The sequence below is a fragment of the Paenibacillus sp. Z3-2 genome, assembly GCF_054161325.1.
In genome coordinates this window covers 5246775-5273225 of sequence record NZ_CP096397.1, presented here as the reverse complement: position 1 = coordinate 5273225, position 26451 = coordinate 5246775, and the positions used below count along the sequence as shown (strand labels likewise).

The 26451-nt window shown below is 47.9% G+C and carries 29 protein-coding genes; 27 read left to right on the top strand and 2 right to left on the bottom strand.

Annotation, left to right across the window (positions count from 1 at the left end; translation table 11 throughout):
- The first annotated feature begins 108 nt into the window (after positions 1–108).
- The 12 genes from cntA (at position 109) to M1D71_RS23560 (ending at position 10967) form a co-directional block, all read left to right on the top strand.
- Positions 109–1731 (top strand): staphylopine-dependent metal ABC transporter substrate-binding lipoprotein, encoded by a 1623-nt coding sequence (gene cntA / locus M1D71_RS23615; RefSeq protein ID WP_458123929.1) that lies wholly within the window; start codon positions 109–111, stop codon positions 1729–1731.
- Positions 1732–1744: 13 nt separating this feature from the next.
- Entirely contained in the window at positions 1745–2677 is a 933-nt protein-coding gene (opp1B, locus tag M1D71_RS23610; protein ID WP_458123928.1) for a nickel/cobalt ABC transporter permease, read from the top strand.
- Positions 2677–3573, top strand: coding sequence for a staphylopine uptake ABC transporter permease subunit CntC (cntC, locus tag M1D71_RS23605; RefSeq protein WP_458123927.1), 897 nt, complete (start codon positions 2677–2679; stop codon positions 3571–3573). The genes opp1B and cntC overlap by 1 nt, the downstream gene beginning before the upstream one ends.
- Complete coding sequence (gene cntD, locus M1D71_RS23600) at positions 3554–4363, top strand: staphylopine uptake ABC transporter ATP-binding protein CntD (protein WP_458123926.1); 810 nt, start codon at positions 3554–3556, stop codon at positions 4361–4363. The genes cntC and cntD overlap by 20 nt, the downstream gene beginning before the upstream one ends.
- The gene (locus tag M1D71_RS23595; RefSeq protein ID WP_458123925.1) at positions 4364–5116 is read left to right on the top strand and encodes an ABC transporter ATP-binding protein; all 753 of its coding nucleotides are present in this window, start codon (positions 4364–4366) and stop codon (positions 5114–5116) included.
- A gap of 14 nt (positions 5117–5130) precedes the next feature.
- Positions 5131–6324: a staphylopine family metallophore export MFS transporter CntE gene (gene cntE, locus M1D71_RS23590; RefSeq protein ID WP_458123924.1), complete on the top strand. Its 1194-nt coding sequence runs from the start codon at positions 5131–5133 to the stop codon at positions 6322–6324.
- Positions 6321–7580, top strand: a complete 1260-nt coding sequence (cntE, locus tag M1D71_RS23585) for a staphylopine family metallophore export MFS transporter CntE (protein ID WP_458123923.1) — start codon at positions 6321–6323, stop codon at positions 7578–7580. The genes cntE (M1D71_RS23590) and cntE (M1D71_RS23585) overlap by 4 nt, the downstream gene beginning before the upstream one ends.
- A 337-nt stretch (positions 7581–7917) precedes the next feature.
- Positions 7918–9114, top strand: coding sequence for a GTP-binding protein (locus M1D71_RS23580; RefSeq protein ID WP_458123922.1), 1197 nt, complete (start codon positions 7918–7920; stop codon positions 9112–9114).
- A 280-nt stretch (positions 9115–9394) separates the two neighbouring features.
- Positions 9395–9664 (top strand): 30S ribosomal protein S14, encoded by a 270-nt coding sequence (gene rpsN / locus M1D71_RS23575; RefSeq protein ID WP_036605831.1) that lies wholly within the window; start codon positions 9395–9397, stop codon positions 9662–9664.
- Between the two features lie 43 nt (positions 9665–9707).
- The gene (locus M1D71_RS23570) at positions 9708–10043 is read left to right on the top strand and encodes a DUF3024 domain-containing protein (protein ID WP_458123921.1); all 336 of its coding nucleotides are present in this window, start codon (positions 9708–9710) and stop codon (positions 10041–10043) included.
- 204 nt (positions 10044–10247) lie between these two features.
- Positions 10248–10724: a DUF2975 domain-containing protein gene (locus M1D71_RS23565; protein WP_047841240.1), complete on the top strand. Its 477-nt coding sequence runs from the start codon at positions 10248–10250 to the stop codon at positions 10722–10724.
- Between the two features lie 9 nt (positions 10725–10733).
- Positions 10734–10967 (top strand): helix-turn-helix domain-containing protein, encoded by a 234-nt coding sequence (locus tag M1D71_RS23560; RefSeq protein WP_458123920.1) that lies wholly within the window; start codon positions 10734–10736, stop codon positions 10965–10967.
- 79 nt (positions 10968–11046) lie between these two features.
- On the opposite strand, the gene M1D71_RS23555 is transcribed toward M1D71_RS23560, so the two are convergent.
- A complete protein-coding gene (locus M1D71_RS23555) occupies positions 11047–11904 on the bottom strand; it encodes an AraC family transcriptional regulator (RefSeq protein WP_458123919.1) in 858 nt (285 codons plus the stop codon).
- Between the two features lie 175 nt (positions 11905–12079).
- On the opposite strand from M1D71_RS23555, the gene M1D71_RS23550 reads away from it, so the two are divergent.
- Positions 12080–14152, top strand: a complete 2073-nt coding sequence (locus M1D71_RS23550) for a beta-galactosidase (protein ID WP_458123918.1) — start codon at positions 12080–12082, stop codon at positions 14150–14152.
- 139 nt (positions 14153–14291) lie between these two features.
- On the opposite strand, the gene M1D71_RS23545 is transcribed toward M1D71_RS23550, so the two are convergent.
- Positions 14292–15323, bottom strand: coding sequence for a substrate-binding domain-containing protein (locus tag M1D71_RS23545; RefSeq protein ID WP_458123917.1), 1032 nt, complete (start codon positions 15321–15323; stop codon positions 14292–14294).
- A 237-nt stretch (positions 15324–15560) separates the two neighbouring features.
- On the opposite strand from M1D71_RS23545, the gene modA reads away from it, so the two are divergent.
- The 14 genes from modA (at position 15561) to M1D71_RS23475 (ending at position 26448) form a co-directional block, all read left to right on the top strand.
- Positions 15561–16433, top strand: coding sequence for a molybdate ABC transporter substrate-binding protein (modA, locus tag M1D71_RS23540; RefSeq protein WP_458123916.1), 873 nt, complete (start codon positions 15561–15563; stop codon positions 16431–16433).
- Positions 16430–17116 (top strand): molybdate ABC transporter permease subunit, encoded by a 687-nt coding sequence (modB, locus tag M1D71_RS23535; protein ID WP_458123915.1) that lies wholly within the window; start codon positions 16430–16432, stop codon positions 17114–17116. The genes modA and modB overlap by 4 nt, the downstream gene beginning before the upstream one ends.
- Positions 17117–17389: 273 nt before the next feature.
- Complete coding sequence (locus tag M1D71_RS23530; RefSeq protein ID WP_145325187.1) at positions 17390–17722, top strand: hypothetical protein; 333 nt, start codon at positions 17390–17392, stop codon at positions 17720–17722.
- A gap of 301 nt (positions 17723–18023) precedes the next feature.
- Positions 18024–18863 carry a transporter substrate-binding domain-containing protein gene (locus tag M1D71_RS23525; RefSeq protein WP_458123914.1) on the top strand — a complete coding sequence of 280 codons (840 nt, stop codon included), beginning with the start codon at positions 18024–18026 and terminating at the stop codon, positions 18861–18863.
- Between the two features lie 23 nt (positions 18864–18886).
- Positions 18887–19144 (top strand): hypothetical protein, encoded by a 258-nt coding sequence (locus tag M1D71_RS23520; protein WP_458123913.1) that lies wholly within the window; start codon positions 18887–18889, stop codon positions 19142–19144.
- Between the two features lie 4 nt (positions 19145–19148).
- A complete protein-coding gene (locus M1D71_RS23515; protein ID WP_458123912.1) occupies positions 19149–19859 on the top strand; it encodes an amino acid ABC transporter permease in 711 nt (236 codons plus the stop codon).
- Entirely contained in the window at positions 19856–20608 is a 753-nt protein-coding gene (locus tag M1D71_RS23510; protein WP_145325191.1) for an amino acid ABC transporter ATP-binding protein, read from the top strand. Before M1D71_RS23515 ends, M1D71_RS23510 begins: the two co-directional genes overlap by 4 nt.
- A gap of 121 nt (positions 20609–20729) precedes the next feature.
- A complete protein-coding gene (locus tag M1D71_RS23505) occupies positions 20730–21017 on the top strand; it encodes a hypothetical protein (RefSeq protein WP_017692509.1) in 288 nt (95 codons plus the stop codon).
- 23 nt (positions 21018–21040) lie between these two features.
- Positions 21041–21382, top strand: coding sequence for a restriction endonuclease subunit S (locus tag M1D71_RS23500; protein ID WP_458123911.1), 342 nt, complete (start codon positions 21041–21043; stop codon positions 21380–21382).
- On the top strand, positions 21379–21678 hold the full coding sequence (locus tag M1D71_RS23495; RefSeq protein WP_458123910.1) for a hypothetical protein: 300 nt from the start codon (positions 21379–21381) through the stop codon (positions 21676–21678). The genes M1D71_RS23500 and M1D71_RS23495 overlap by 4 nt, the downstream gene beginning before the upstream one ends.
- A gap of 1 nt (position 21679) precedes the next feature.
- Entirely contained in the window at positions 21680–22021 is a 342-nt protein-coding gene (locus M1D71_RS23490) for a hypothetical protein (protein WP_458123909.1), read from the top strand.
- A gap of 440 nt (positions 22022–22461) precedes the next feature.
- A complete protein-coding gene (locus M1D71_RS23485) occupies positions 22462–23556 on the top strand; it encodes a CgeB family protein (RefSeq protein WP_458123908.1) in 1095 nt (364 codons plus the stop codon).
- Positions 23557–23615: 59 nt separating this feature from the next.
- A complete protein-coding gene (locus tag M1D71_RS23480; protein ID WP_458123907.1) occupies positions 23616–24755 on the top strand; it encodes a CgeB family protein in 1140 nt (379 codons plus the stop codon).
- Positions 24756–24822: 67 nt separating this feature from the next.
- Positions 24823–26448 (top strand): glycosyltransferase family 4 protein, encoded by a 1626-nt coding sequence (locus M1D71_RS23475; RefSeq protein WP_458123906.1) that lies wholly within the window; start codon positions 24823–24825, stop codon positions 26446–26448.
- Positions 26449–26451 lie beyond the last annotated feature (3 nt).

The window sequence follows — 26451 nt, the reverse complement described above, 5'->3', positions numbered from 1 at the left end:
ATAAAAAAAATCTGGGGATAACAGCGATCGGAAGATGGTACTGCAATCGGAGTTGCCCGATGTAACCTACAAGGTCTGCTTGTAACTTCATCATCAGGAGGAAATGTTGTGAAAAAGGGTCTTACTTTTACATCCATACTATTGCTGGTGTCTGCCATTGCGCTGCTCGCCGGATGCGGACAGAGCCCAAAAGGGGACGCAAAAACGGAGCCTGCCAATAGCCAGGTACAAACTGAACTTATCTATGCTTCTGCCAAAGATATTAATGATATGAACCCCCATCTGTACACTGGTTCCATGCCTGCACAAGGGATGGTATATGAGTCTCTGGTGGAAAACACGCCTGACGGGATCAAGCCATTACTGGCTGAATCATGGGACATCTCGGAGGATGGCAAGACCTATACCTTTCATCTGCGACAAGATGTGAAATTCCATGATGGAGAGCCCTTCAACGCAGAGGCGGTTAAACAAAATATCGATGCAGTCCAGGCCAATGCCGAAAAACACGCTTGGATCAAGCTGTCTACCAAGATCACGAGTGTAAAAGTTATCGATGAGCATACCGTGGAGTTGACGCTGTCTGAAGCCTATTATCCGGCACTGGTGGAATTGTCCATGACAAGACCTTACGTCTTTATATCACCCAAGGATTTCAAGGATGGCGGAACCAAAGACGGGGTAAGTGGTTTCCACGGCACAGGACCTTACAAGCTTACTGCTCATAAAGTCGAAGAGAACGCCACGTTTGAAGCCAATGAAGACTATTGGGGTGGTGCACCTGCAATCAAGAAAATCACATCCAAGATTCTTCCGGCTGGCGAAACGACATTCCTGGCATTGCAAAAGGGAGAGATCAACTTCGTGTTCACCGATGACCGGGGAGCAGACAGTATCGATGTCGAAGCCATGGACCAATTGGCTGAATCCGGTGGTTATCAAGTGGTTCGAAGTGAAGCGATGAATACGAATATGATCGTAGCCAATAGCAGTCGCCAGAATAGTCCGGTTCAGGAAACGGCAGTCCGGGAAGCGCTATGGGTTGGCATTGATCGGGAAACGATCAGTAAAGATATTTTCAACGGAACGCAGACTGTAGCGGACACGTTATTTTCTGCCAATGTCAATTACGCCAAGGTGGACCTTAAGAAACGGGAGTATGATCCGGAATTGGCTAAAAATCTTCTGGACCAAGCTGGCTGGACATTGGCAGACGGTGAAGTGGTGAGAACGAAGAACGGTCAGCCTTTAGCCATGAAATTATACTATGACAGCAACTCTTCTTCACAGAAAATACAGGCCGAATTGATCCAGTATTCCATGAAAGAATTGGGGATTCAGCTTGAAATCTTGGGCGAAGAGTCCACTTCCATTGCGAATCGGAGAGCTACCGGGGAATATGATCTGCTCTTTAATCAAACCTGGGGACTGGCCTATGATCCACAGAGTACCATTGCGGCATTTACGTCAGATTCGGCATACAAACATACGACAAGCGGAATTGCCGAAGCAGATGAACTGTACCAGAAAATCGATGCGGTCATGGTTTCCACGGATGAGACATCACGCCAATCCCTGTATGCCGACATTATGAAGATCGTCCATGATGAAGCGTTGTTCATTCCGATTACCAACGGGCGTGTCACCGTAGTCGCTCCTGAGAATCTCGATGGAATCTCATTCAAGCAGACCCAATATGAACTGCCATTTGATCAAATGAATTTTAAATAGAGCGGAGATGGATATGGGAAGTTATATCGTCAAAAGGATTCTGTTAGCCATCCCTTTACTGATTATTATTTCATTTATAACGTTCGTTCTGATTAATCTTTCTCCCTTGGACCCGGCGGTTGTTGTGTTACAGGCACAGGAAGTTCCACAGATCACGGAGGAATTAATTGCCCAGACCAACAAGGCATTGGGGTTCGATCAGCCGTTCATGATCCAGTATGTGAACTGGATCATGGCTGTTGTGCAGTTGGATTTCGGCAACTCTTATGTATCTGGTGAACCCGTATGGTCATTGATGGGGCCAGCTTTTATGAACACATTGAAGTTAACGCTGGTTTCGTCGGTATTCATTATTGCGCTGTCCATTCTGCTGGGTGTGATCTGTGCCATGAGAGAAGGCAAGCTGTTGGATCGATCGGTCAGAGGCATTTCCTTTTTTCTTACGGCCATGCCGTCCTACTGGCTTGCAGCCCTTATGATCTGGTATTTTTCCGTCAAGCTGGACCTGTTACCTACCAGTGGCATGGACTCGTATCGAAGCTACATTCTACCGGTGATCGTAATCACGGTGAGTTATACAGGCATTTACTTCCGAACGGTTCGAAGTTCCATGCTGAGCAATATGAATGAGGACTATGTATTATATGCAAGGGCAAGCGGTCTGAGCGAAAAGAAAGTTACCCTGCATATTCTAAGAAATTCATTACAGGTGGCCGTGTCCATCTTTTGCATGGCGATTCCGATTGTGCTAGGCAGTACGGTGGTCATCGAAAATGTATTTGCCTGGCCGGGGCTCGGAAGGCTCAGCGTGAAATCCATTTTAAGCAGGGATTTTCCGATTATTCAGGCGTATGTTTTGATGTTGGCTGTAACCTTTGTATTGTTTAACACGTTATCCGACATCATTAATGCGGCGATGAATCCCCGTCTGAGAAAGGAATTCTGATGCGAATATTGAAAAATCTGAGCAAAGACAAGCTTGCCATGACCTCCTTGGTGGTGATTATCGTCACAATTATGACGGGCATTCTGGCCCCTTTAATTGCACCACATGACCCTGGGCAAGTGAATATGAAGCTTCGTTATGCCTCCTCATCCTGGGATTATCTATTAGGCAATGATCATCTGGGCAGATGTGTATTATCCCGGCTTATCTATGGTATCCGTCCAAGTGTGTTATGGGTTCTGGTTGCGCTGAGCCTTTCTGTTCTGATCGGGGCTATAGTTGGATTCGTCGCGGGTTACTTCAAGGGAAAAGTGGATGCATGGATCATGAGAGTTTGTGACATTATGCTGTCTTTCCCCGGATACGTGATGACACTTGCGGTGGTTGGCATTTTGGGTGCAGGACTGGAGAATATTTTGATTGCCTTTGTGTGGATGAAATGGGCCTGGTTTGCCCGCGTTATTCGAACATCTGTAATGCAATTCTCCGATATGGATTATGTGAAATTCGCCAAAGCCTCCGGCACGCCCAATCTGAGAATCATAACCAAACATATTGTTCCCGTTACCTTTGCCGATATTGCCGTCATAGCCAGTGGCTCCATGTGTTCGATGATGTTGCAGATCTCCGGTCTTTCCTTTCTGGGGCTTGGTATTCAGGCTCCGCATGCGGAGTGGGGGATGATGTTAAATGAGGCGAGGGAAGTCATGTTCTCCAGACCTGAATTGATGTTGGCACCAGGCCTGGCCATTGTGGTGGTGGTGTCTGCTTTTAATTTTCTATCGGATGCCCTTCAAGTGGCTCTGGACCCCAAATTGATGACCTCTCAAGGTAAGTCTGACAAGTCTTACGAAAGTGAGGTGAGAAAGACCGCTTATGAATATAGTCGAGGTTGAAAATTTGAAAGTATGGGACACCAATACAGGCAAAGTGATCATTCATAACAGTTCATTCGAAGTCAAGCAGGGAAGCTGTATGGCCATCGTGGGGGAAAGTGGAAGTGGCAAGTCCGTCACGTGCAGGGCCATCATGCGACTGAACAAGCCATGGATTCGCCAATCGGGCACGATGTTATTTCAGGGAGAAGACCTGAACCAGCTTTCGGAACCGGAGATGCGGCGTAAGCGGGGCAAGCATCTGTGTATGATTTTGCAGAATGGCATGAGTGCATTTGATCCTTCCTGTGTCATTGGTGTCCATATTAGGGAGACGCTTCAGCAGCATTTTGGCTGGAACACCCGCGAGATTGAGCGGAAAATCATCAATGCCATGGAAAGCGTCATGCTCAGACATCCGCGCGAGATTCTGAATCAATATCCACATCAGCTGTCCGGTGGGATGCTGCAACGAATCATGATTGCCCTGGCATTGGTGCTTGAGCCCGATCTGATTATTGCGGATGAGCCGACAACGGCGCTGGATACGATCTCCCAATATGAAGTGGTGGAGCAATTGATTCAATTACGCGAACGCATGGGCTGTTCCATGATGTTCATCTCCCATGATCTCGGCGTCGTTCAGAAGATTGCAGATGACGTGATGGTCATGAAAGACGGCAAGATCGTCGAGCGCGGTAGTATGCATTCTGTTTTGACCAATCCGGGGCATGCCTATACGCAGTATCTGGTCTCTACCCGATTGGAGCTGAGCAATCATTTTAAGGCGTTGATGCAGGAGGACTTATAGATGCTAAAGGTGGAAGGTATTGACAAATCATATAACCAAGGCGGACTGTTCTCCAAGCACAGACAACAGGTTTTGAATCAGGTTACCTTTGAATGCCAGCATGGTGAATGTCTGGGCATCATCGGTGAAAGCGGAAGCGGCAAATCGACGTTGGGCCGTCTGATTCTGGGTATTGAACGGCCGGATCATGGGAGGATCTCGCTGGATGGTAAAGACGTACAGGATCGACGTGTACGGATGGGTAACCTCAGCGCCGTTTTTCAAAATTATACGTCCTCCATCAATCCGTTTCTTACCGTGGAAGCTGCCATTATGGAACCTATGCAAGCGCAGCAAAAGCTGCGAAAGGGTCAGGGCAACTCAGATAAGGTGGATCTGTTGCTGAACCAAGTTGGACTGGACCCTTCCTATAGATCCAAATATCCGCATGAACTATCCGGCGGGGAGGCCCAGAGAGTGTGCATTGCCAGGGCCATCTCCACCGCCCCCAAATGCATCGTGTTCGATGAAGCGATTAGCTCACTGGACGTGTCTGTTCAGATTCAGGTGCTGCAATTGTTGAAAGAGCTTAAGGAAATCTACCAGCTGAGCTACGTCTTTATCACGCATGATATACAGGCGGCAGCCTATATCTGTGACAGGGTTATCATTTTCAGAGAGGGTCAGATTGAAGAGATCGTTCCTATTGAGCAGCTGAAGGATGTTCAGTCAGACTATGCGAAGAAATTATTGAAGCATTTAATTACATTTTAGGGGGAACACCCATTGTGAGTGGAGCGATGTCTTGGCCTTTTCTGCGCTTGTACATACTGGTTCTTCTTTATTTCAGTGCTAATGCTATTCTTAACGTGATGATCCCATTGCAAGGGGAGTCTTTGGGTGCGAGCGGTACAACAATTGGACTGATCATGGGCGCTTATATGTTCACAACCATGTTTTTCAGACCATGGGCAGGTCGGATTATTCAAAAGCACGGTCCGATCAAAATATTGCGTCTGATTCTGATCATCAATGGATTTGCGCTGATTTTATATACCTTTACGGGACTCGGAGGTTATTTGGTTGCTCGTATTTTGCAGGGGGTATCGACAGCGTTCTTCTCCATGGCCTTGCAGATTGGCATTATTGATGCACTTCCGGAGAAAGATCGGTCACAGGGAATTTCGTATTATTCGCTGTTCAGTTATATACCAGGGATCGTGGGGCCTGTTATCGCGTTAGGAATCTGGCAGACGGGTGGCATGGATTATTTTACAGTGGTTCTGATCGGCATTGCCGTCTGTACGGGCGTCTTCGGATATACCGCCAAAATGGAACCAAGCAAGGAGCAACCTGCTGAGAATCTTTCGGAGCAGAACGTGAGTATGTGGGAATCCTTTGCTCAGTTGGTGAAAAATCCGTTTCTGTTTCGATGCAGTGTATTGATGCTTGCTGCTTCCGTTGTATTTGGTGCAATTACAACCTTTATTCCGCTGTATGCGAGCCAAGTACCGAATGGGAATGCGGGTGTGTATCTGATGCTTCAGGCCGGGACGGTTGTACTGGCTCGAATCATGCTCCGGAAAAGGATTCCTTCCGATGGGAGATGGCATTCTCCTTTTATCATGGGTACCATGTTTCTTCTGGCCGTTGCTGCTCAATGTGTGAGTTTTTCGGTGACAGGGGGCGTAGTCTTTTTCTATGTCGGGGCTATATTCATGGGCATTGCTCAAGCCATCCTATATCCGACGCTCACGACCTATTTGTCTTTTGTGTTGCCTAAGCTGAACCGGAACGTCCTGATCGGGTTATTTATCGCGATGGCTGATCTGGGTATTTCTCTGGGTGGTGTGATTATGGGACCCGTCGCTGACTTCTCTTCCTATTCATTTATGTACATGATGTGTGCTATCCTAGGAGCGGTAATGATCTTTTTTGCCTATGAACGGCGAAGACCCGTGACAGGTACATCTGTGAGTTGACTGCCAGAAGAGAAAGTGGTGACGAACGTTTGAAGTCTTCAATGACGGCAACATCCAATGGAAAATTAAATCCGGTATCCTTTTCGTTTATCCGGTTTTATATGCTGGCCTTTTTATTTTTTGCGGCAAATTCAGCTTTGACGATTATTCTGCCGCTGAGAAGTGAGGCCGCTGGATTAAATCAGGCTGAGATTGGTCTGATGATGGGGGCATATATGTTCACCTGTATGCTCTTGAGACCATTTGCAGCGCAGCTGCTGGGTAAGCATGGGCCGCTTCGTGTAATGCAATGGCTATTACTTTTGCATGCGGGCACGCTGCTGCTGTTTGTTGTTTTTGGTGTGGAGACGTATCTGTGGTTGCGGGCCCTGCAAGGGGTAGCTACCGCCTTTTTCTCCATGACCATGCAGGCAGGCATTGTGGAAAAGCTGGAGGACAAGGACCGGGCACAAGGGTTGTCCATGTACACCCTGTTTACGATGGTTCCTTCTCTGGTTATTCCGATCCTTGCCATACAAATCTGGGAAAATGCCAGTGATCTGGCGTTTACGCTGCTGATGATCGGACTGGCGGCTCTGCCACTTCTAATTGGGTATAATGTGGATCTGCCCCGGAGTACCGTGCAGAACAAATCGTATACACTAGGCGACATGTTGCGTTCATTCGGCGGCATCTGGCGCAGTACGCCACTGCTGATTAGCAGTGTGGTGATGCTGTTTGCGTCCTGCGTCTTTGGGGCAACAGCGACCTTTCTTCCCCTGTATATGGTATCGACCGGAATGGCGAGTGCTGGGGTATTTCTGACGATACAGGGATTAGTTGTGATCCTGTGCAGGTTTATTTTGCGTAAAAAAATTCCGTCCGACGGTAGCTGGAATACCTGGCTGATGGCAGGGTTAATGCTGTGTGCAGCACTGGGAACCCAGTTGCTCAGCCTGATGGAGATCATCGGGCCATTGGTGTATCTCTCCGCGGTGTTCAGCGGTTTTGCCCTGGCATTGTTGTACCCGACATTAACCACATATCTGTCTTTTGTGCTGCCTGCGGATTCCAGATATGTACTCATGGGGATCTTCATGTCCTCGTATGACCTTGGATTCTCTCTGGGTGGACTGGCGATGGGGCTTATTGTGCAGGTGAGTTCTTATTCGACCATGTTTATGATCTGCACGTTGCTCTCTATTGCGGCGATGATTCTAGTGGTCGTTTTCAGGCAACGCATGGAAGCGGGCAATAAGGCCAGCTCATTTTTTTGATTCCTTTTTTGTTCAGTTCAATCTATATAGCTGTGTTGAATCTGTCGCGGTACAGGCGTACTTCGAGTTTATATTGGTATAGTCCGCTGTCCAGCCCATCCAGCATGTATTACGATATTTACAGAGGAGGTTTATGACTTACTTCTTGCCAAAACGTATCCTCAGGATGCGAAAGTGCGAGGGTAGTCATCAGCCTTTTTTTGTTTTTTGCAGGTAGAAAATCAAAAAAATAGTTTGACAACGACCGTCTAACAGGATTATAGTCATTGTTGTTAATCGTAATAATTACTATTAAGGTCTGGGTTACACAGACTGCAAATATAAGGAGTAGAGATCTATGACACAAAAGCAAGTTCCGGTAACCGTACTGAGTGGTTACCTCGGTTCAGGGAAAACGACGGTTTTGAATCATGTATTGAACAACAGACAGGGGCTCAAAGTTGCGGTGATCGTCAACGACATGAGTGAGGTGAACATTGATGCTGCGCTGGTTAAGGGGGAGGCAACCTTGTCTCGAACCGAAGAGAAGCTGGTGGAGTTGTCGAACGGCTGTATCTGCTGCACGTTGCGGGATGATCTGATGCAGGAGATTGAAAAGCTAGTGAACGAAGGCAAGTATGACTATATTTTGATCGAATCCACCGGCATCAGTGAACCTGTTCCAGTTGCACAGACCTTTACATACGCCGATGAGGAGTCGGGTATTGATCTGACTCGCCTGGCCCGATTGGATTGTCTGGTAACGGTGGTGGATGCCAATCGATTCTGGCATGATTTTGGATCAGGACAGAGTCTTCTGGATCGTAATCAGGCTACCGGAGATGAGGACACCCGTGACGTCGTAGACTTGTTGATCGATCAGATCGAAACCTGTGATGTACTGCTGCTGAACAAATGTGATCTGATCGATGACACCGAGCTGAACAAGCTCGAAGGCATCATCCGCAAGTTACAGCCAAACGCCAAGATCATTCGGACCGAGAATGGACAGGTGAATCCGTCTGAGATTCTGAATACGAATCGCTTTGATTTTGAGAAAGTGAGCATGTCCGCTGGATGGATTCAGGAGCTGGAGAAGGAGTCGCATACACCGGAAACCGAGGAATATGGCATTGGTTCCTTCGTCTATCGCCGCAGAAAGCCATTCCATCCTTCTCGTCTGGCTGAGTTCATGAGTTACTGGCCGGAAGAAGTAGTACGTGCCAAAGGATTGGTATGGCTCGCGGCTGAAGGGGATGTTGCTGCAAGCCTCAGTCAGGCAGGGCCATCCATTCAGTTCGGTCCTGCGGGACATTGGGTCGCGGCGTTGCCGGAAGCGGACAAAGAAGAGATTTTACGTAACGAACCGGATGTTCTGGAGAAATGGGATGCCCAGTGGGGAGATCGTCAGACGGAGCTTGTCATGATCGGGATCGAAATGGAACGTGCGAGCATTGAAGATGAGCTGGACCAGTGCCTGCTTAGTGATGAAGAAATGCTGGCTGACTGGGGCCATTTCGACAATCCACTGCCATGGCCTGTGGAAGCCGTTTAACTCGGAAATTGATGGTTCTGAATTTGGAGTAACGCTATATAAGCACATCTATATAAATTGAAATAAACATCTACACAAAACGGAGAGGACAGAAAGGACCTGAAGAAGCGGAGCGTTCGCCTTTATCCCCGGATTTACCCTTTATAAAAGGAATCAAAAAATCTGGGGATAACAGTGATCGGAAGGTTGTTCTGTCATCGGAGTGTGCAGTGTAAATATTCTTTAGTTCAATTTATATAGATAAATAAAATAAATTCAATGGATAAAGGAGCTGTCATTCATGGCTAAAAAATCTAAAGTGGTACGTGAGAAGCAACGTCAGGCGATCGTGGCAAAATATGCGGACCTGCGCCGGGAGCTGAAGGAAAAAGGGGATTATGAAGCATTACAGAAATTGCCCCGGAATGCATCTCCAACTCGTTTGAAGAACCGTTGTGAAGTGACAGGTCGCCCGCGGGGCTATCTACGCAAGTTCAAGGTATCTCGAATTAAGTTCAGAGAACTGGCTCATCAAGGTCAGATTCCTGGCGTAACAAAATCCAGTTGGTAAAATGATCAAGGGATGGTATTTTGCTGAAAGGATGTGCATCTTCATGCTGGACTCGTTTACGTTACGAAGAATTCAGTCGGTGATGAATGGCTATATTCATGAGAAGGTTCCTGCGCCACTGCGTACGATGGTGAAGTTGACGTATGAGATGAATGACAATGAACTGATCCTGACCGAAGAAAGACCTGCCGAGGAACGGTATCAATGGGACAAGGTGCACATAGCCCGATTTTACTGGGAAGAAAATCAGTGGAAAGTGTATGCCAGAGATGAACAGAGCAGCTGGAATCCGGTAGATGTAATTACACCTTGTTCCGATTTTGAGAATGTGCTCGAGCAGGTTGAACGGGATGAGGCCGGGCTGTTCTGGCGTACGTGAGCGAGTTCAAAGATAGCCATTCGATGACTATCTTTGGGCTTTTTTTGTGTTCAAGCAGAACTGAAGCAAAGAGGGGGGGATTTTTACGTTATCTGTTCTTAATGGGTAAAAGAATAAAAAAATCTGTTTTGCAATAAAAAATTATTGTAAAACGATAAATAATATGATAAATTCATATCACTTAAAACAAGTGAGGTGCTTTTTGTGAAGCGAGGTACAACTATCTTTTTAAAATTGGCTGTGTTGCTTATTGGTGTTCCCATTCTTGCCTTATGCATATTCGGCATTCCCTGGTTAGCGAACAATCCGGTAAATCCGAATTATGCAGGTGCACTATACCCCATAGTGATTATTATGTATGTGTCAGTTATTCCGTTTATCGTTGCACTGTACCAGGCATTCCGTCTGCTGAGCTATATCGACAAGAATGAAGCGTTCTCTCTAATGTCAGTGAAATCCTTAAAAACAATAAAATATTGTGCTATTGTAATCAGTAGTCTTTATTTTGTGATGCTGCCATTTGTTTATGTTGTAGCAGAGAAAGATGATGCCCCAGGCCTCATTCTTATGGGAATGGTTCCTATTTTTGCTTCATTGGTCATTGCAGTGTTTTCCGCGGTGCTCCAAAGATTGTTACAGGAAGCGATTGATATCAAATCAGAAAATGACCTAGTGGTCTGAGGTGAATATATGGCCATTATAATCAATATTGATGTGATGTTGGCAAAGCGAAAAATGACGGTTACCGAGCTTGCAGAGAGAGTTGAGATCACGATCGCCAATATTTCCATATTAAAAACAGGAAAAGCGAAAGCGATCCGTTTATCCACTCTGGATGCCATCTGTAAAGCACTGGAATGTCAGCCTGGAGATATATTGGAATATAAGGCTGACGAGGACGAAGACACGAATAAGCATGTATGAAAAATGAGCGAAGAAGACTCTGCATGTTATGTGCAGAGTCTTCTTTTGCGTCAGCTTGATCAAGGAATACGTGCCGTGCCTATAACGAATGATTGTGTATCATCCGGAATTGCATAGGCGTTACGTTTTCCTGGGTTTTGAAACATCGGATGAAGTAGCTTGACTGTGAAAATCCCGTTTCCAACGTAATTTGCTTAATGGAAAGGTTGGTTGTCGCGAGCAGCTGTTTCGCATGTAATAACCTGGATTCCATCAGGAATTCCGGGAAGGAGATTCCGAACGTTTGACTGAACTTTCGGCTAAAGTAGGTTGTACTGTATCCGGATATCCCGGCAGCGTGGTCAAGTGTGATGTGTTCGTTACTATGGGATCGAATATAATTCGCTGCTTCACGAATTCGCTCTGAAGTGTGATTGAGCGAAACATTAATCCGGCTCGCTGCGGATTGCAATCGGGTCAGAAGCTCATATAGTGTTGCTGCCATGCTGTGCTCGTCCTCCACTTGATAGCCTCTGCCTAGCTCCAGTAATCGATCCATCAGCTTGGTAATCACCGGGAAGTTGGAACATTGAAACAGCCATGGCTCGTCAACCCCTTTTCCATTTAAAAGCTCTTCGAGACGAACGCCGTAAAAGTGAATCCAACGAATATTCCAAGGCTCATCCAAATCTGAATAGTAGGTTTGTCTAAGACCGGGACCATAGAGGAATCCCTGTCCACGCGTTAGCTCATAACAAGTGGTTCCAGTGTCCAGGAATCCTTTACCGTCAAGTACAAGGTGCAGGTTATAGCAATGATCCAAGTTGATATCTTTCGTTCGATATTCCCGATTCACACGATGCTTCGGAAAATCACTGTACCCTCCAATAAAATCGGGAAAGCATACATGTCTGGGGAAAACCGGCTTGGGAAGAAAGAGGTGTTCTTTCACGTGCATCCTCCATTTGAACGCAATATTTTGATGTAGTGAACTCAAATAGATTCAGCCCACTGTTATTTGAATCTCAGACAATGACAATATTTTATTATAAGTCGCATAATCTTGTCATTTATTATCTGTGAAGGTTCCAATAGAATGGAGGCAATATCGCAGGTTAAGGAGGCAATTGAAAGTGGCAAAATCAATCCAAATGGATGAATTGAAACTGGGGGTCTGTTATTACCCGGAGCATTGGTCGGAACAGTTGTGGGAGGACGATTTCCGTAGAATGAAAGAGATGAATATCACAGTTATTCGGATGGCTGAATTCGCCTGGTCTATCTTTGAACCGGAAGAAGACCAGTTTGATTTTAGTTTTTTTCAGAAGGCACTGGATCTGGCGCATCAATATGGTTTGAGTGTTATTTTGGGAACACCTACTGCAACTCCACCAGCATGGTTAACATCAAAATATCCCGAAGTATTGAATGCGAATAAGGACGGGGTATTGTATCAACACGGCATGCGACGCCATACCAACTACAGCAGTCCAATCTATAGACAGCAATGTGAAAAGATCGTGCGCAATATGGTGATTGCCTATAAAGACCATCCGGCTGTCATTGGCTGGCAGATCGATAACGAATTCAATTGTCATATGGATGTTTTCTACGCTGAGGCAGATCATGTCGCCTTCCGTGAATGGCTTAAGAATCGTTATGAATCGTTGGAGAATCTGAACAAGGCATGGGGAACCGTTTTTTGGAGTCAGACCTATACCGACTGGGAGCAAGTTCACCTTACCCGAAATATGGTTAGTCCATCCCCCAATCCTCATCTGGCATTGGATGAAAAGAGATTCATATCAGCCAATACGATTTCATTTGCGAAGCTTCAGGTGGACATCATTCGGGAACTGGATCCGGAACATTGGATCACGACTAATGGTACGTTCGGACACTTGGATAATCATGAAATGACAGAAGACCTGTTGGATTTCTTCTCTTATGATTCATATCCGCAGTTTGCCACGATCTTTCCAGGGACAGACGACAATTCATTGCAAGATCGGGCATGGAGCATGAAGTTATCGAACGTACGCAATATGTCACCGAATTTTTGTGTCATGGAACAACAGTCTGGACCAGGAGGTTGGGTAGATAGTATCGGCATGGGTACGCCAAGACCTGGACAGATCCGATTATGGTCATATCAATCCGTTCTTCATGGTACGGATCTGCTTGTATACTTCCGCTGGCGGACAGCAACGTTCGGAACCGAGATGTATTGGCATGGGATTAATGACTACCATAATCAACCTAACAGAAGAGTTCGCGAGGTTGCACAAGTGGGTGAAGAGTTTGCCAGAATAGGGCGCGTTATTGCGGGTACTACATATCAAGCTGATGTTGCGATCCTACAGGATTACGATAACATCTGTCATGGAGAGTTGGACGAGTGGCACGGTCCGCTTCATCAACAGAGCGTACGCTCCTGGTATAAGCAGCTCCAGTATCGTCATATTCCGACGGATCTGGTTACATTGCAACCAACGACAACACTTGAGGCGTTATCCGAATATAAGGTGATCATCTATGCTCACCCGGCCATCATGACAGACGAGACAGCAGAACTTCTGCAAGCCTATGTCAGTCAAGGGGGGACTCTGTTTTTTGGTGCTCGCACCGGTTATAAGGATCTCAAGGGGCATTGTTATATGAGATCATTCCCAGGGGCTGTCGCTGAGTTGTGTGGTGTAACCGTAGAGGACTTTACATTAATCAAAGGAACCGTTTCTGCAGCCGAGCTGCAATGGAATGGGGCGAGTGAGCGACTTCAGGAGGGAACGTTGACGGCCGGATTTAACGAAGTACTTCATGTGGAGCATCCCGACGTGCAGGTAATGGCCGAGTATGCATCAGAATACTATGCAGGGAGTCCTGCTTTGACCAAACGTGCGGTAGGTCAGGGGCAGGTATGGTATTATGGAGCGGCTTATAATGAACCGGTCGTAGATGCTCTCCTGGATGAAATAGGGTTATCTTCGCCAGTGGATGACCTGATAGAGGTACCTTCCGAAGTTGAACTTGGTATCCGTTCTGGTAAGGATAAAGCTTATGTATTTTTACTCAACTACTCGGATCAACAAGTACCCATTAAGCTTAAGAGGCAAACAAAAGAGTTACTATCGGGTACAACAGTTCAGGATAAAATTAACATGTCGGCGTATGGTGTATTCATCCTGGAGATCGATTTACCGCAATGAGGAGCCTATTCTTCAATATAATGAGTTATATATAGAATGAACCACCAAAAACGCCTTGCAGCCATTGCAAGGCGTTTTGTATTATGCATCGTATGCAACATACGTTTAGCGTGAATTGACATGGCTGTATTTTGTATGACTATGCTTCGTACAAAATGTGGCCTGTTCGGGATACGTCATATCCCTCGAATGACTGCAGTTCCTGCCTGAACTCCGGCGATTGTAGAATCCGCAGGACCGATTCGGTCCAGACTTCATTGCCTTGCTTCCTCAGCATGACCAGATCATAGCGTTCCTGAACGAGCGGGATAAAATCAACCTGTCCCACAAGTTTAGCAGCCTTTTCAATGCCAACCCCGACATCGGCTTCACCCGAACTGACTTTGGCGGCCACGCCCATGTGACTGGTTTCTTCCGCTTCATATCCGATCAGACCTGCAGCAGGAATTCCATTAAGCCGAAGTTGTTCATCCAGCAATACTCGCGCGCCAGAACCTTTCTCCCGGTTAGCCAATCGCAGCTCAGGCTTGTTGAGATCGTTCCAATTTTGCAAATGAAGCGGATTGCCGCGCCCAACATACAATCCTGCAGGTCGTGACAGCAGATTCACCACAACATAAGACCGTCCCGTCAAAATTTTGCGAATGTACGGCAGATTATATTCACCGGTATCTCCATCGAGCAGATGGGTACTGACCAAGTCGGACTCCCCGCGATACATCGAGATAAGCCCGTCCAGACTACCCATGAACGAGCGGAGCGGGCGAATGTCCCGTGTATGTTTCTCCATATGTCGCATCAGAATATCCAGACTGATATCCTGCCCAGTAATGACCAGATGCCGTGGCGTACCTGTCATTACATGGCTAGACATTGCTGGCGCAGATCCAGGGGGGGTTGCTGATTGTAGGGAAGTCCCCTGGGAATCACTATGACCGGGTTGAGTCCCGGATGCTAAGGTCTGATCTGGAGTCGGGATGCGTTGACCTGGGGATTGGAGTTGCTTGGAGCGGCGTTTATATGCCTCCAGATCGGCTCTATCAATTCGCATTTGTTTACCCACACGGTATGCGACGAGGTCTCCCTTCTTGATCAGGTCATAGACCGTCAGTTTCGATATTTTGAGCAGCTTGGATATTTCTTCCGTTGTGTAGGATTGCTCCTCCGTCATAAGTGAAGATCCTCCTTCAAAGGTATAGAGCAATTATGGTTTTGTTATGAATGTTTCTTGTACTATACCATTAATTTAGGGATGCCATAAACTTGAGAACAGGGAAGAAACGCATAGGACAGGTAACAAAAATTAAATGTGATTGAAATCACCTTCCCATTTTAATCGTCTTGTGTATAATTAGTTATAATCAATTATATCTAGTTATAACCAAACATAATATTGGGGGATAAATGTATGAGCAAGAGGATCGGATATGTTTTGGGAAGTCTGTCACTCGGACTGGCTCTTATATTGGCTGGTTGTGGCGCAAACACGGGGACTACGGATACATCCACGGGTGCAGAACAAACGACTTCAGCGCCAGCGGCATCAGGTGAGAGTACATCAGCAGGAAATACCGATCCACAGGAAACGGTAGATCTGACGATCTCTGCGGCTGCCAGTCTCACGGATGCCATGAAGGAAATAGAAATGAACTTTGAAACAGCGAATCCCAATATAGAACTGAATTTCAACTTTGGCGCATCAGGTGCCTTGCAACAGCAGATTGAACAGGGGGCACCGGCTGATATCTTTGTGTCGGCGGCAACGAAGAACATGAGTGCGCTGGTGGATGAGAACTTGATTGCATCGGGCGATCAGAAGAATTTGCTACAGAATTCACTGGTGGCTATAGTGCCAGCAGATGGAACCCATACTGTAACCAGCGAAGCGGATCTCACCAGCGATTCCATCAAGACGGTAGCGATTGGAATTCCGGAAAGTGTGCCTGCGGGAACCTATGCCAAGGAAGCTCTGACGAATGCCAAGCTGTGGGATGAACTGGAAAGCAAGCTTGTGCAGGGAAAAGACGTTAGGCAGGTTCTTCAATATGTAGAGACAGGCAATGCAGATGCAGGATTCGTATACAAAACAGATGCTCTTACTTCGGATCAGGTGAACATTGCGTTTGAGGTAGACAAGAATAACTACACACCCGCCAATTATCCGGTAGGTATTATTGAAGGAACGAAACATCGTACGGAAGCCGATCAATTCTATGCGTATTTGCAAACCCCTGAAGTACTTGATATCTTCACAAAATACGGATTCTCCATTCCGGAATGAATGTGAACGCAATAGACTGGTCCGTATTCTGGTCACCGGTGCGTTTGTCACTTCAAGTTGCGCTGTTATCCAGTGTGGTGGCTGCCATACTTGGCATCGCTATAGCCTGGAAGATGTCACGCAGTTCATTTCGGGGAAAGATTCTGCTGGAAACAGCATTTATGCTGCCACTAGTTCTTCCCCCGACGGTGGTCGGATTTCTGTTGCTTGTCATACTGGGACGTAAAAGTCTGTTAGGACAATGGATTGAAGCGATATTCTCTGCACCGGTTATTTTCTCCTGGTGGGCTGCAGTGATTGCTTCGGTGGTGGTTGCTTTCCCGTTGGTGTATCAGACGATGAAATCGGGATTCAGTGCTGTGGATCGTGATCTGGAAGATGCGGGGCGTTCGATTGGGGCGAATGAATGGCAGGTATTTCGTTATATTTCCCTGCCGCTCGCAGGCAGAGCATTGATGACCGCCTTCATTCTGGGCTTCGCCCGTGCACTCGGGGAATTCGGAGCGACATTGATGATTGCAGGTAATATTCCAGGCAAAACGCAAACGGTACCGACGGCGATCTATGTCGCTGTGGATTCGGGCAATCAGACCATGGCCTGGGCGTGGACCATTTCCATTATCCTCATCTCGTTTATCATGTTACTGATGACCAGACAGCAGCGAGATGGAAAAAATGACTGATTTTATATGCGTCCATATTATATAAAACATGACGAAAAACCCGTGTTAAGGAAAGTGTTTCTTCCTTCACTCGGGTTTTTATTACCAATTTCATATGCATCAATATCAAACCGTTAACCGAATTGGCCCTAATGGAAATGTAAAGCTAATTTAACATAAAAAAATAAATTTTTTTCCGAAATTTAACCGTTCTCCACTCGCTTTCAGGGGGCTTGTTCCTGTAAGATAGAAGTAACTGATTCCAGCCAAGTACTGAAATAAGGAGAGACGACGATGAACACTAAACCTGATTGCGGCGTTTCGTTGCAAATCGATGACTATCTGGATCTTTTGCATTTTGCCATCCAAGTTCAAGATCAGGAATGGCAGCAATCCCTTATCCACCAACTCAAAATATTTCAGACGGCGACGGAGCAGCAGCGCACACCTGAAGAAGAATTATGGACACGGTTTGATTATATCAACAGCAAACTGACAGGTCTTTGCCATCAGATTCATGCCGCTCATTCCATGGATGAACGCAAGAAATTCGAGGAACGCATCGGGCTCTTGCAATTACAGCGATTGGAAGTCGCACGTAAAATTAAATGGGCGAGTCGCAGATAGATGAATCGTGTAAAACATCAAAATGGTGTAACACCAAAATAGTATGATCCAAGAGATTCGCACCTGAAAAAGTCATCCATCAATTCAATATTGGGGATGGCTTTTTTGTGTACTATAGAGAAGTTCTATAATCTTATCAGGATGTCCTATTAGTTTAGATATTGCCCAAGTATGACTGGTGATGATATTCTTTTTTCAACCTAATTCCGAGTATACAAGTAAGAATGGTTTGTTAAGAAATTAGAGGATAGGGAGCACACATCATATTCGCTGTGATAACAGCCTGTGGAGGAGATTGGGAATGGTTAAAAAACGGGGGATTCAAAAATTCCGGACAGCACTGCTGTTCGTCACAATGTTAGCGGTACTGGCTGGATGCAGTACAGGAACTGCAAGCAATGAGTCAGAATCTGCTTCGGCAGCAGGCGACACCAGAGTGAAAAAGATCATTGTAGGAACAGGTACACAGTTTCCGAATGTCTGCTTCATTGATGAGAATGGCAAGTTAACAGGTTATGATGTGGAACTGATCCGTGAGATTGACAAACGCTTGCCGGAGTACGAATTTGAATTCAGCACCATGGATTTCAAAAACCTGTTGCTGAGTCTGGAAACAAAAAAAATTGACCTGATCGCTCACCAGATGGAAGTGAATGAAGAGAGACAGGCCAAATTCCTGTTTAATGATGAAGCCTATAATATTTTTCCTAATAAAATTGTCGTAAGTCAGAAAAATGAGGCAGTACAATCGATTGAGGATCTGAAGGGTAAAAAACTGATTGTTGGCGCGACGAGTAATGCAGCTGTACTTGCTGAGAAATGGAATGCAGCGAACGGTAACGGGATTGATATCGTCTATTCCGGAGCAGGTGAGGATACCATTACCCAGATCAAAACAGGCCGGGTGGATGCAACGATCAGCACCCCATTTGCCATTGATTATCAGAATAAGGCGGTGGATGCTCAGTTGAAAACGGTAGGAGATGCCCTCTCCAACTCCAAAGTCTACTTCATTCTGAACAAAGATGAGCAGGAACTCATAACCAAAGTGGACGAAGCGCTCAAAGCGATCAAAGAAGATGGAACATTAGGCAAACTGAGCACAGAGTGGCTTGGAGCTGACTATACGATTGAAGAATAGTCTGAGAAAGGTGTGCAGCGGTAATGGGAAAATCATTTGATCTGTCATTGGTTCTGGATTTCATCCCGGAACTGCTACGGTATTTGCATATAACACTGATTGTACTGGGTGGTTCCATTGTGCTCGGACTGGTGGGCGGCGTGCTTCTGGCCGTTCCCCGGCTGTACCGGATTCCGGTACTAAGCCAGCTGGCTACCCTTAGACTTCAGCGTCATGAACGCAAGAGAGTCGTACACAAGCCGGCAGTTCGAGCCGAACGCCTGAAACGAATAGCGGGGTGAGCATATGTCGATTGATCTCCAGTTTATCTATACATCCTTTTTTCAAATCCTGAAGGCATTGCCACTGACACTCGTCATTACGATTGTTCCGTTGATTGCAGGCTTCGGGATCGGTCTGGCTACGGCTCTAATCCGTATCTATCGCGTGCGGTGGATACACCGCATTGCTGAATTCTACGTTTCTTTCCTGCGTGGGACGCCGATGCTGATGCATTTGTTCCTCATCTATTACGGGATTCCGATGATTATCGATCAATTGGCTGAACGTTATGGCTGGGCTTTCCAATCATCTTCGATCCCGATTCTCGTATTTGTGCTGATTGCCTTCTCGCTCACTGCGGGCGCCTATATGTCCGAGATTATCCGTTCGGGCATCCTTGCGGTAGATATCGGACAGATGGAAGCCGCTCACGCTGTAGGCATGAGTACATTCCAAGCTTTAAGGCGCATCATTATACCTCAAGCGCTTGGGGCGGTGTTACCCAATCTGTGCAGCATGTTTGTCGGGTTCCTGCATGGATCAACACTCGCTTTTACTGTGTCGCAGATGGACATACTCGGTAAAGCAGACGTGGTGGCATCCGTCAGTCTGAAATTTCTGGAGGCCTTTATCGCCGCAGCGTTCATCTACTGGGGGCTGACCATCATAGCCGAGCGGATCACGGCTTTGCTTGAGCGTCGGGTTGCCGTGTACAGCAAAGGAGGCGTGTCATGATTACATTAACGAACATACACAAAACATTTGGCAAACAGGAAGTATTGAAGGGGATTGATCTGACCGTGGAGCAAGGCGATGTTGTAGCGATCCTTGGACCGAGCGGTTCAGGCAAAACGACATTGCTCCGCTGTGTTAATTTTCTGGAACGTGCCGATGAGGGCGAGGTTCAGATCAGTGGATTGACCGTCGATTGCAAGCATGCGCGCAAACATGACATTGTACAGTTGAGACGTAAAACGGCGATGGTCTTCCAGCATTATAATCTGTTCAAACACAAGACTGTGCTGGATAACGTCACCGAGGGATTGATTATTGCCCAGAAAATGTCCAAACCCGACGCTCGCGCTCGTGCCTTGCGTGTGCTTGAACAAGTTGGACTATCTGCCAAAATCAATGAGTATCCGAGTATGTTGTCCGGTGGACAACAGCAACGGGTGGGTATTGCCAGAGCACTGGCACTGAATCCCGAAGTCATTCTGTTTGATGAACCGACCTCGGCGCTGGACCCCGAGCTTGTGGGTGAGGTATTGTCTGTCATCCGCTCCATTGCTCAGGAGGGGATTACCATGATTGTGGTGACCCATGAAATGGGGTTTGCCCGTGAAGTGGCGAATCGTGTTGTTTTCATGGACGGAGGTTCCGTTGTAGAGGAAGGAACACCGGAAGAAGTATTTGTGCGTCCCAAGCAGGAGCGTACTCGCCAATTCCTCAGTCGATATTCTTCCGACTGGAGTTACGTCATTTGACGATATAGGCGCAAGCTGTAGTAACTGACGATCCCGGCCCGGCATATGCTGTAACAGGCAAATGCTGATAGGCCGGGTTTTTCTTTGGGTGAAGCAGGCCGTGACGGTAAGGAGGAGGACCATGCAGAGCAAAATTGATGAAATCATCACACATATTGCACATTCTCACCAGCAGATCGCACGAGTGCTGGATGCCAAACGCCAAGTCGCTGTACGCATGTCTGAAATCATTAATCATTTGCCAGATATCGAACCGGAGCTGGATGGCGTTGACGGTCTGCTGGATAGCTCGGGGCAAATCAACAAAAGCATTATTTCTTACTTGGGAGGCCTTGCAGATCTGGAAGAGGCTGTCGCCGAAACGCTGACCCAGGTCATGCGGGAGATCGCGGTTCAAGAAGAAGAATAAGCCCGGAAGGCGGGTGAAGGAGCATGAGCAGAGAACAGAGCCTCATTCTGATGCTGGATGCAGCAGCCAAGATGCAGTGGAATATTGCCCTGATTCTGGAGGCAAAAGCGGTTGAGGCCGAGAAGGTACGGAACTGGACGCTGAATCATCTGAATGGGGATACCTTTCTGACGCATGGGGATCAGGTAGGTGAGCCACTCAAAATGCATGATCAGCTGGTGGAATTGCTGGAAGGACTGACCCGGATGGAAACCGGACTGTGTAACAATCTCAAAGCGGTGATGGTGCAGAGCGATAGCGAAGATGGCGGCGGTATGGACGGTGGCATGTTTGGCGGCATGGATCTGGGAGACTTGGGAAAATGAGTCTGATGCGGCGCGAGCAGGAAGCGAAACTGGCTCTCATTGAATCCATAGCACACAGTCAGGAGGCGTTGGCACGCATTCTGGACAGTGTAGCCAGCGTGACCGCTCATTCGGAAGTATCCGCCCGCAGTCTGGCCGAGAACATTCGTCTGCTGAGTCGCTATCAGGAAGAGATGTCTCGTATGGTTACGGGCATCAGGCTGGCCCGAATTCAGCATGGGGAGCCTGGCTTGCCTTGGCTCAAAGACCCCGGGTGTGCGATTCGTATCGTTCGGGACATACAGGAGGAATGTTGACATGTTAAAGAAGAAGAAAATACGACTGAGAACCAAAAGAGCTTTGGTAGCCCGTGGAGCCCGTCTGCGCAAAATCCGCAAGCTGCGTGCGCTCAAAGCGAAACGTGTACTTCACAAACGCCCGATTAAAGGACGCAGTGCGTGGCTCAAAAAAAAGAAACGTACGGTGCGGCGGCACCGGAGTCCGAAGCCCGTGCAACCATTCGTCCCGGCTACCCCTACCGATCCGAACCCGGACACTGCGTACAGCCAGGGCTACAACGAGGCGTACAACGAGGGATTCAACGCGGGTTTCGCCAAGGGATTCGAGGACGGACATCAGCTGGCGTACAAAGCACAGTAACCGAGTAGACACGATTATTCCTGCATGGAATGATATCTGTAACAGTGCCAGTTCAAAAAGACCGGTTTTCAGTACCGAGAAGATGGGATGAAGCTAGAAATGGAGTAGCGGAGCGTAGGGAAAACTACGTGAGCAACGGACATTTCGGCTGAATTCCATATTCGATGCTGATGATGCCGCTAGGCATCCTCCGTAATCAAAAGCGGACTTTTTGAACAACCTCTAACAGTAGACGATAGCCCGGGGGGACAGATCCCTCCGGGTTATTTGCATCGCCGCAGAAGCGGACATGCCCGTACAGGCGGATGTGGAGGGCAAGCGCCAATTTTGCGCCTTGCAGGACACCCGTCCATGATGCATCTGACCCCGAGGCATATCCTTTAGAGGGAAGACCAATCACGGGGAGAGTCTGGAAGTGAGATCTCCTGAAGGAAGACAGGGTGAAGAATGTGGCAAAACGAAGACACCGTCCGCTGACCGAGGCGAAAACAGCTTACCGCGGAGGATACGCAGAAGGCCGCAGATTTGGCGGCTGTCAGGCCATGATGGAGCGGGTGCAGATGTTTGAACCGACCCTGCGGGACATGAAGGTACTGTATATTCCGCAAGGATTCGATGCCATCGATGAAGGTGTCATCCTGGCCCTGCAGCAGTCTGTACGTGAATGCGTTGTTGGATCGCCAGCAGCGATGTTGCAGGAAGCCAGTCAGCATCGGCCAGATGTAGTGCTCGTCATGAATGGTCTGCATGTATTCCCCGCAGATCATCTGGAGCAGGTGAAAGGCATACGTGCACTCGGTATTCGAACAGCCGTGTGGTTTGTGGATGATCCGTATTTCACCGAAGATACAGCGACCCTCTGTCAGCACTATGATGTTGTGTTCACACATGAAGAGGCCGCTGTGCCATTCTATCTGGGACATGGAGCAGGCCGGGTCGTCTATATGCCACTGGCTGTGAATCCGGGCATGTTTCAACCGCGGCGCACGGCACCGCAGCATCAGTACGACATTTGTTTTATCGGTACAGGGTTCTGGAACCGGATTGCCTTGTTCGATGAGCTGGCCCCTTTTCTCGCAGACAAAAAAGTGTTCATCGCGGGTAGCCAGTGGAACCGGCTGGCACGCTTTGATATCCTTGGCCGATTCATCCACGAAGGATGGATTGATCCCGGAGCGACAGTGGATTATTACAATGGCGCCAAGATTGTCATTAACATTCACCGGACTTGCGAGAATGGGGAAGACAACCGCAATACGCATCATCTGGAAGGCCGATCCATTAATCCACGGACGTATGAGATCAGTGCCTGCGGCACGATGCAGATTACGGATGCACGCGGAGACCTGCCCCGTTATTATCAGCCGGGCTATGACATCGAGACGTTCAGCAATGCGGCAGAGCTTCAGCACAAGATCCACTATTATCTGAAACATGAAGAGGAGCGTCAGGCGATGGCATGGCGTGGACTTCTCACTACGATGAATCAGCACACGTTCACGCGTCGCATTGCTCAGTTGCTGGAACATCTGTAATCCCCATATGAAGTACAGCACCAACGAGAACCCTATCCCAAAAATAAAGGAGTGGCGGTATGTCTCTCAAACACCGTAAAACCAAAAAGGTTCATGCACCCGTACTCAGCCTGGCAGATCAAGCACGCAAAAATGGGCAACATGCCGGATATGATGCGGGTAAGGAAGAAGGATATTTGCGCGGTCGCGCCAACTATATTGTGAATTGTGCACAGGAACCATTGCCTTTCCGGCAGCTGCATGTGCTGTATGTATCTTCGGGTAAAGGATTCCCGTACTCCCCGCTGGATGAGGCTATTATGGCCACACTTCAGGGTATGGTAGCTCAGGTAACCCTCTCTGATCCGCGTCAACCGGTTTCCGAAATTGCACTGCAGACGCGCCCTGATCTGGTGCTTGTGCTGGACGGAATGGATATTCCCATCGAGCATATCGATGCAATTCGCCAAGCGGGCATTCAGACAGCGATCTGGCTCACGGATGATCCGTACTATACGGATATGACACTGGAGATCGTGACCCATTTTGACCATATCTTCACACTGGAATTGAACTGTATCGATCTGTATCGACAGACCGGCTGCGCGTCGGTTCACTACCTCCCATTTGCCGCTTTCACCAATCATTACTTCCCGATTACAACTCCTTCCCCGCTGAAACGGGATGTCAGCTTTATCGGCTCCGCCTACTGGAACCGGGTGTACTTCTTCAACCCGATCATGGCTCAGCTTATGTCACATAATACGGTATTTAACGGCATCTGGTGGGACCGTCTGCCCGACTATACCGCCTATGGCGAGAAGATTGAACTCGGCCGCTGGATGAGTCCGCAGGAGACCAATGATGTGTACAATGGCACCAAAATTGTCATTAACCTGCATCGATCCCACGAAGATGATTCCGTCAATAACAATCACCTCAAAATCCCGCCAGCCTCACCGAACCCGAGAACGTTTGAAATTGCCGCGTCCACGACGCTACAGCTGACCGATACACGGGATGACATTGCGCGTTTCTACAAACCGGGAGTGGAGATCGAGACATATTCCTCCCCGCAGGAGCTGCTCGACAAGGTGGAATATTATCTTACTCATGAGAAGGAACGCCGTGAGATTGCCCTTCGTGGACTCGAGCGTACACTGAAAGACCACACGTATGGCAAACGGATTAATGAAATGTTAACCATTATATTCCCTTAATTTTGGCCGGGAGGAGGTGTGCACAGTACCCTGTATCGGGATGTCCGCATACAGGGTCCGTGCGGCCATGGCAACGAAACCAAAGCTGATGTTGTTTTCCCATGTGTGCAACACCCGCAGCATTACGGGCGCAGAGAAGCTGCTGCTTCATTTTATGAGGGAGATTGATTCGATCTTTGATTGTGTGCTCGTAGCTCCGCAGGAGGGAAAGCTTGCGGGGCTTGCACGAAGATTCGGCATTCAGGTCAAAATATGCAATCTGCCGATGCTTCACGGTGTGTACACACCTTACCGGGGCATTGCAGACGATGCGGAGCATCTTCGCCATACACCCGCGTTTCAGGAGGCGGTCTCCCTGATTCGGGAAACCGCTCCTGATATGGTGTTAACGAACACCTGCGTCAATGTGATGCCGGCTGTAGCGGCTAAGTCGCTTCAGATTCCGGTCGTCTGGAAGATAACCGAGATCATTCACTCAAATGAGCATACAACCGAGGCGATCCAGATGATTGGCCGTTACGCAGACTGGATTATCGGTATATCCGAGACAGCGGTAGCCCCATTTCAAGAAGCTGGCATGGGTGACAAACTGACCATCATTTCTCCTACCTGGGAACCCGCGCTGCCAGCCCCGGACCGCTGGGTCCATCTGCGTGAGCGCAAGCGCAAGGAACTCGGCTTCAAGTCATCGCAGACCTGTATCGGTTATATTTCTTCCTTTATATATGATGCCAAAGGGTTGAAACCTTTTGTGGATATGGCCTTGAAGATCTGTGAGACGCATTCGCGTTGTCGTTTCTGGATCATCGGTGCACCCTCGGATAAAAAGTATTACGACGAGTGTTTATCACGGGTGAAGAAATCCGGCTATTCGCGCCGATTTACTTTCACCACGTTCGAAGAGAACGTATCTCTGGCGTATACCGCCATGGATATTGTGGTTATTCCGAGCATGGTCAAAGAAGGATTTGGGATGACCGCTCTGGAGGGGCTCTACTTTGCCAAACCGGTCATTGCCTTTGCCCAAGGTGGGCTGAAGGAATTGATGGAATCCGTAGGAAGTGATGCATTTCTGGCCCCGCCGGGGGATACCGAAGCGCTTGTTGCACTGGCAACAACCTTGCTGAATGATTCAGAGCTGGCCTCCGATACGGGGTGGCGCAATCGGACAGAAGCGGAAAGGCTCTACGGGATTGAAACCTACCGAAAGAAATTGCATACGATGGTGACACAGTGGTTGTTACGTTTTCCCGGATGGTTTGCTTATATCCAGCCTCCGATTGGACCTGTGTACACATGGGGGGAGGGCGGATTACGCACGGTACTGGTTCTGGAGCCGGCTACGGTTCGGACACTGTTATTCCCACTGACCGTCATCCAGGCGTTGCCACTTTCCTCATTACCTCCGATCGCATTGGGTCATGATGCTCAGAGTGCCTCAGCTGCTCGCTCCGCTGCAAAGGTCATTCAACAGGGTGGCAGAGCGGGAAAACGTCGTCGCAAGTCACTTGCACCTCATTCTCGCCGAGATCGTGAGGGGCTGAGACGAACTTCGGGAACTGGCAAACGCAAGGGCAAACCCCGGAAAACGAAGGGACTGCGTCCGCATACTGGAAAATCGGCTAGTCGCAGACGCAAATCTGCCAAGGCGGGACGTAGCCGAGTAGGGCGCAAAGGTTCCAATACAAGATGAAGG

What these genes read in the sequence shown, in the direction of transcription:
- opp1B (WP_458123928.1), top strand. Translation starts at nt 1,745, where the DNA reads ATGGGAAGTTATATCGTCAAAAGGATTCTGTTAGCCATCCCTTTACTG.
- cntC (WP_458123927.1), top strand. Translation starts at nt 2,677, where the DNA reads ATGCGAATATTGAAAAATCTGAGCAAAGACAAGCTTGCCATGACCTCC.
- cntD (WP_458123926.1), top strand. Translation starts at nt 3,554, where the DNA reads ATGAATATAGTCGAGGTTGAAAATTTGAAAGTATGGGACACCAATACA.
- M1D71_RS23595 (WP_458123925.1), top strand. Translation starts at nt 4,364, where the DNA reads ATGCTAAAGGTGGAAGGTATTGACAAATCATATAACCAAGGCGGACTG.
- M1D71_RS23580 (WP_458123922.1), top strand. Translation starts at nt 7,918, where the DNA reads ATGACACAAAAGCAAGTTCCGGTAACCGTACTGAGTGGTTACCTCGGT.
- rpsN (WP_036605831.1), top strand. Translation starts at nt 9,395, where the DNA reads ATGGCTAAAAAATCTAAAGTGGTACGTGAGAAGCAACGTCAGGCGATC.
- M1D71_RS23570 (WP_458123921.1), top strand. Translation starts at nt 9,708, where the DNA reads ATGCTGGACTCGTTTACGTTACGAAGAATTCAGTCGGTGATGAATGGC.
- M1D71_RS23560 (WP_458123920.1), top strand. Translation starts at nt 10,734, where the DNA reads ATGGCCATTATAATCAATATTGATGTGATGTTGGCAAAGCGAAAAATG.
- M1D71_RS23555 (WP_458123919.1), bottom strand. Translation starts at nt 11,904, where the DNA reads ATGCACGTGAAAGAACACCTCTTTCTTCCCAAGCCGGTTTTCCCCAGA.
- M1D71_RS23545 (WP_458123917.1), bottom strand. Translation starts at nt 15,323, where the DNA reads ATGACGGAGGAGCAATCCTACACAACGGAAGAAATATCCAAGCTGCTC.
- modA (WP_458123916.1), top strand. Translation starts at nt 15,561, where the DNA reads ATGAGCAAGAGGATCGGATATGTTTTGGGAAGTCTGTCACTCGGACTG.
- modB (WP_458123915.1), top strand. Translation starts at nt 16,430, where the DNA reads ATGAATGTGAACGCAATAGACTGGTCCGTATTCTGGTCACCGGTGCGT.
- M1D71_RS23530 (WP_145325187.1), top strand. Translation starts at nt 17,390, where the DNA reads ATGAACACTAAACCTGATTGCGGCGTTTCGTTGCAAATCGATGACTAT.
- M1D71_RS23525 (WP_458123914.1), top strand. Translation starts at nt 18,024, where the DNA reads ATGGTTAAAAAACGGGGGATTCAAAAATTCCGGACAGCACTGCTGTTC.
- M1D71_RS23520 (WP_458123913.1), top strand. Translation starts at nt 18,887, where the DNA reads ATGGGAAAATCATTTGATCTGTCATTGGTTCTGGATTTCATCCCGGAA.
- M1D71_RS23515 (WP_458123912.1), top strand. Translation starts at nt 19,149, where the DNA reads ATGTCGATTGATCTCCAGTTTATCTATACATCCTTTTTTCAAATCCTG.
- M1D71_RS23510 (WP_145325191.1), top strand. Translation starts at nt 19,856, where the DNA reads ATGATTACATTAACGAACATACACAAAACATTTGGCAAACAGGAAGTA.
- M1D71_RS23505 (WP_017692509.1), top strand. Translation starts at nt 20,730, where the DNA reads ATGCAGAGCAAAATTGATGAAATCATCACACATATTGCACATTCTCAC.
- M1D71_RS23500 (WP_458123911.1), top strand. Translation starts at nt 21,041, where the DNA reads ATGAGCAGAGAACAGAGCCTCATTCTGATGCTGGATGCAGCAGCCAAG.
- M1D71_RS23495 (WP_458123910.1), top strand. Translation starts at nt 21,379, where the DNA reads ATGAGTCTGATGCGGCGCGAGCAGGAAGCGAAACTGGCTCTCATTGAA.
- M1D71_RS23490 (WP_458123909.1), top strand. Translation starts at nt 21,680, where the DNA reads ATGTTAAAGAAGAAGAAAATACGACTGAGAACCAAAAGAGCTTTGGTA.
- M1D71_RS23480 (WP_458123907.1), top strand. Translation starts at nt 23,616, where the DNA reads ATGTCTCTCAAACACCGTAAAACCAAAAAGGTTCATGCACCCGTACTC.
- M1D71_RS23475 (WP_458123906.1), top strand. Translation starts at nt 24,823, where the DNA reads ATGGCAACGAAACCAAAGCTGATGTTGTTTTCCCATGTGTGCAACACC.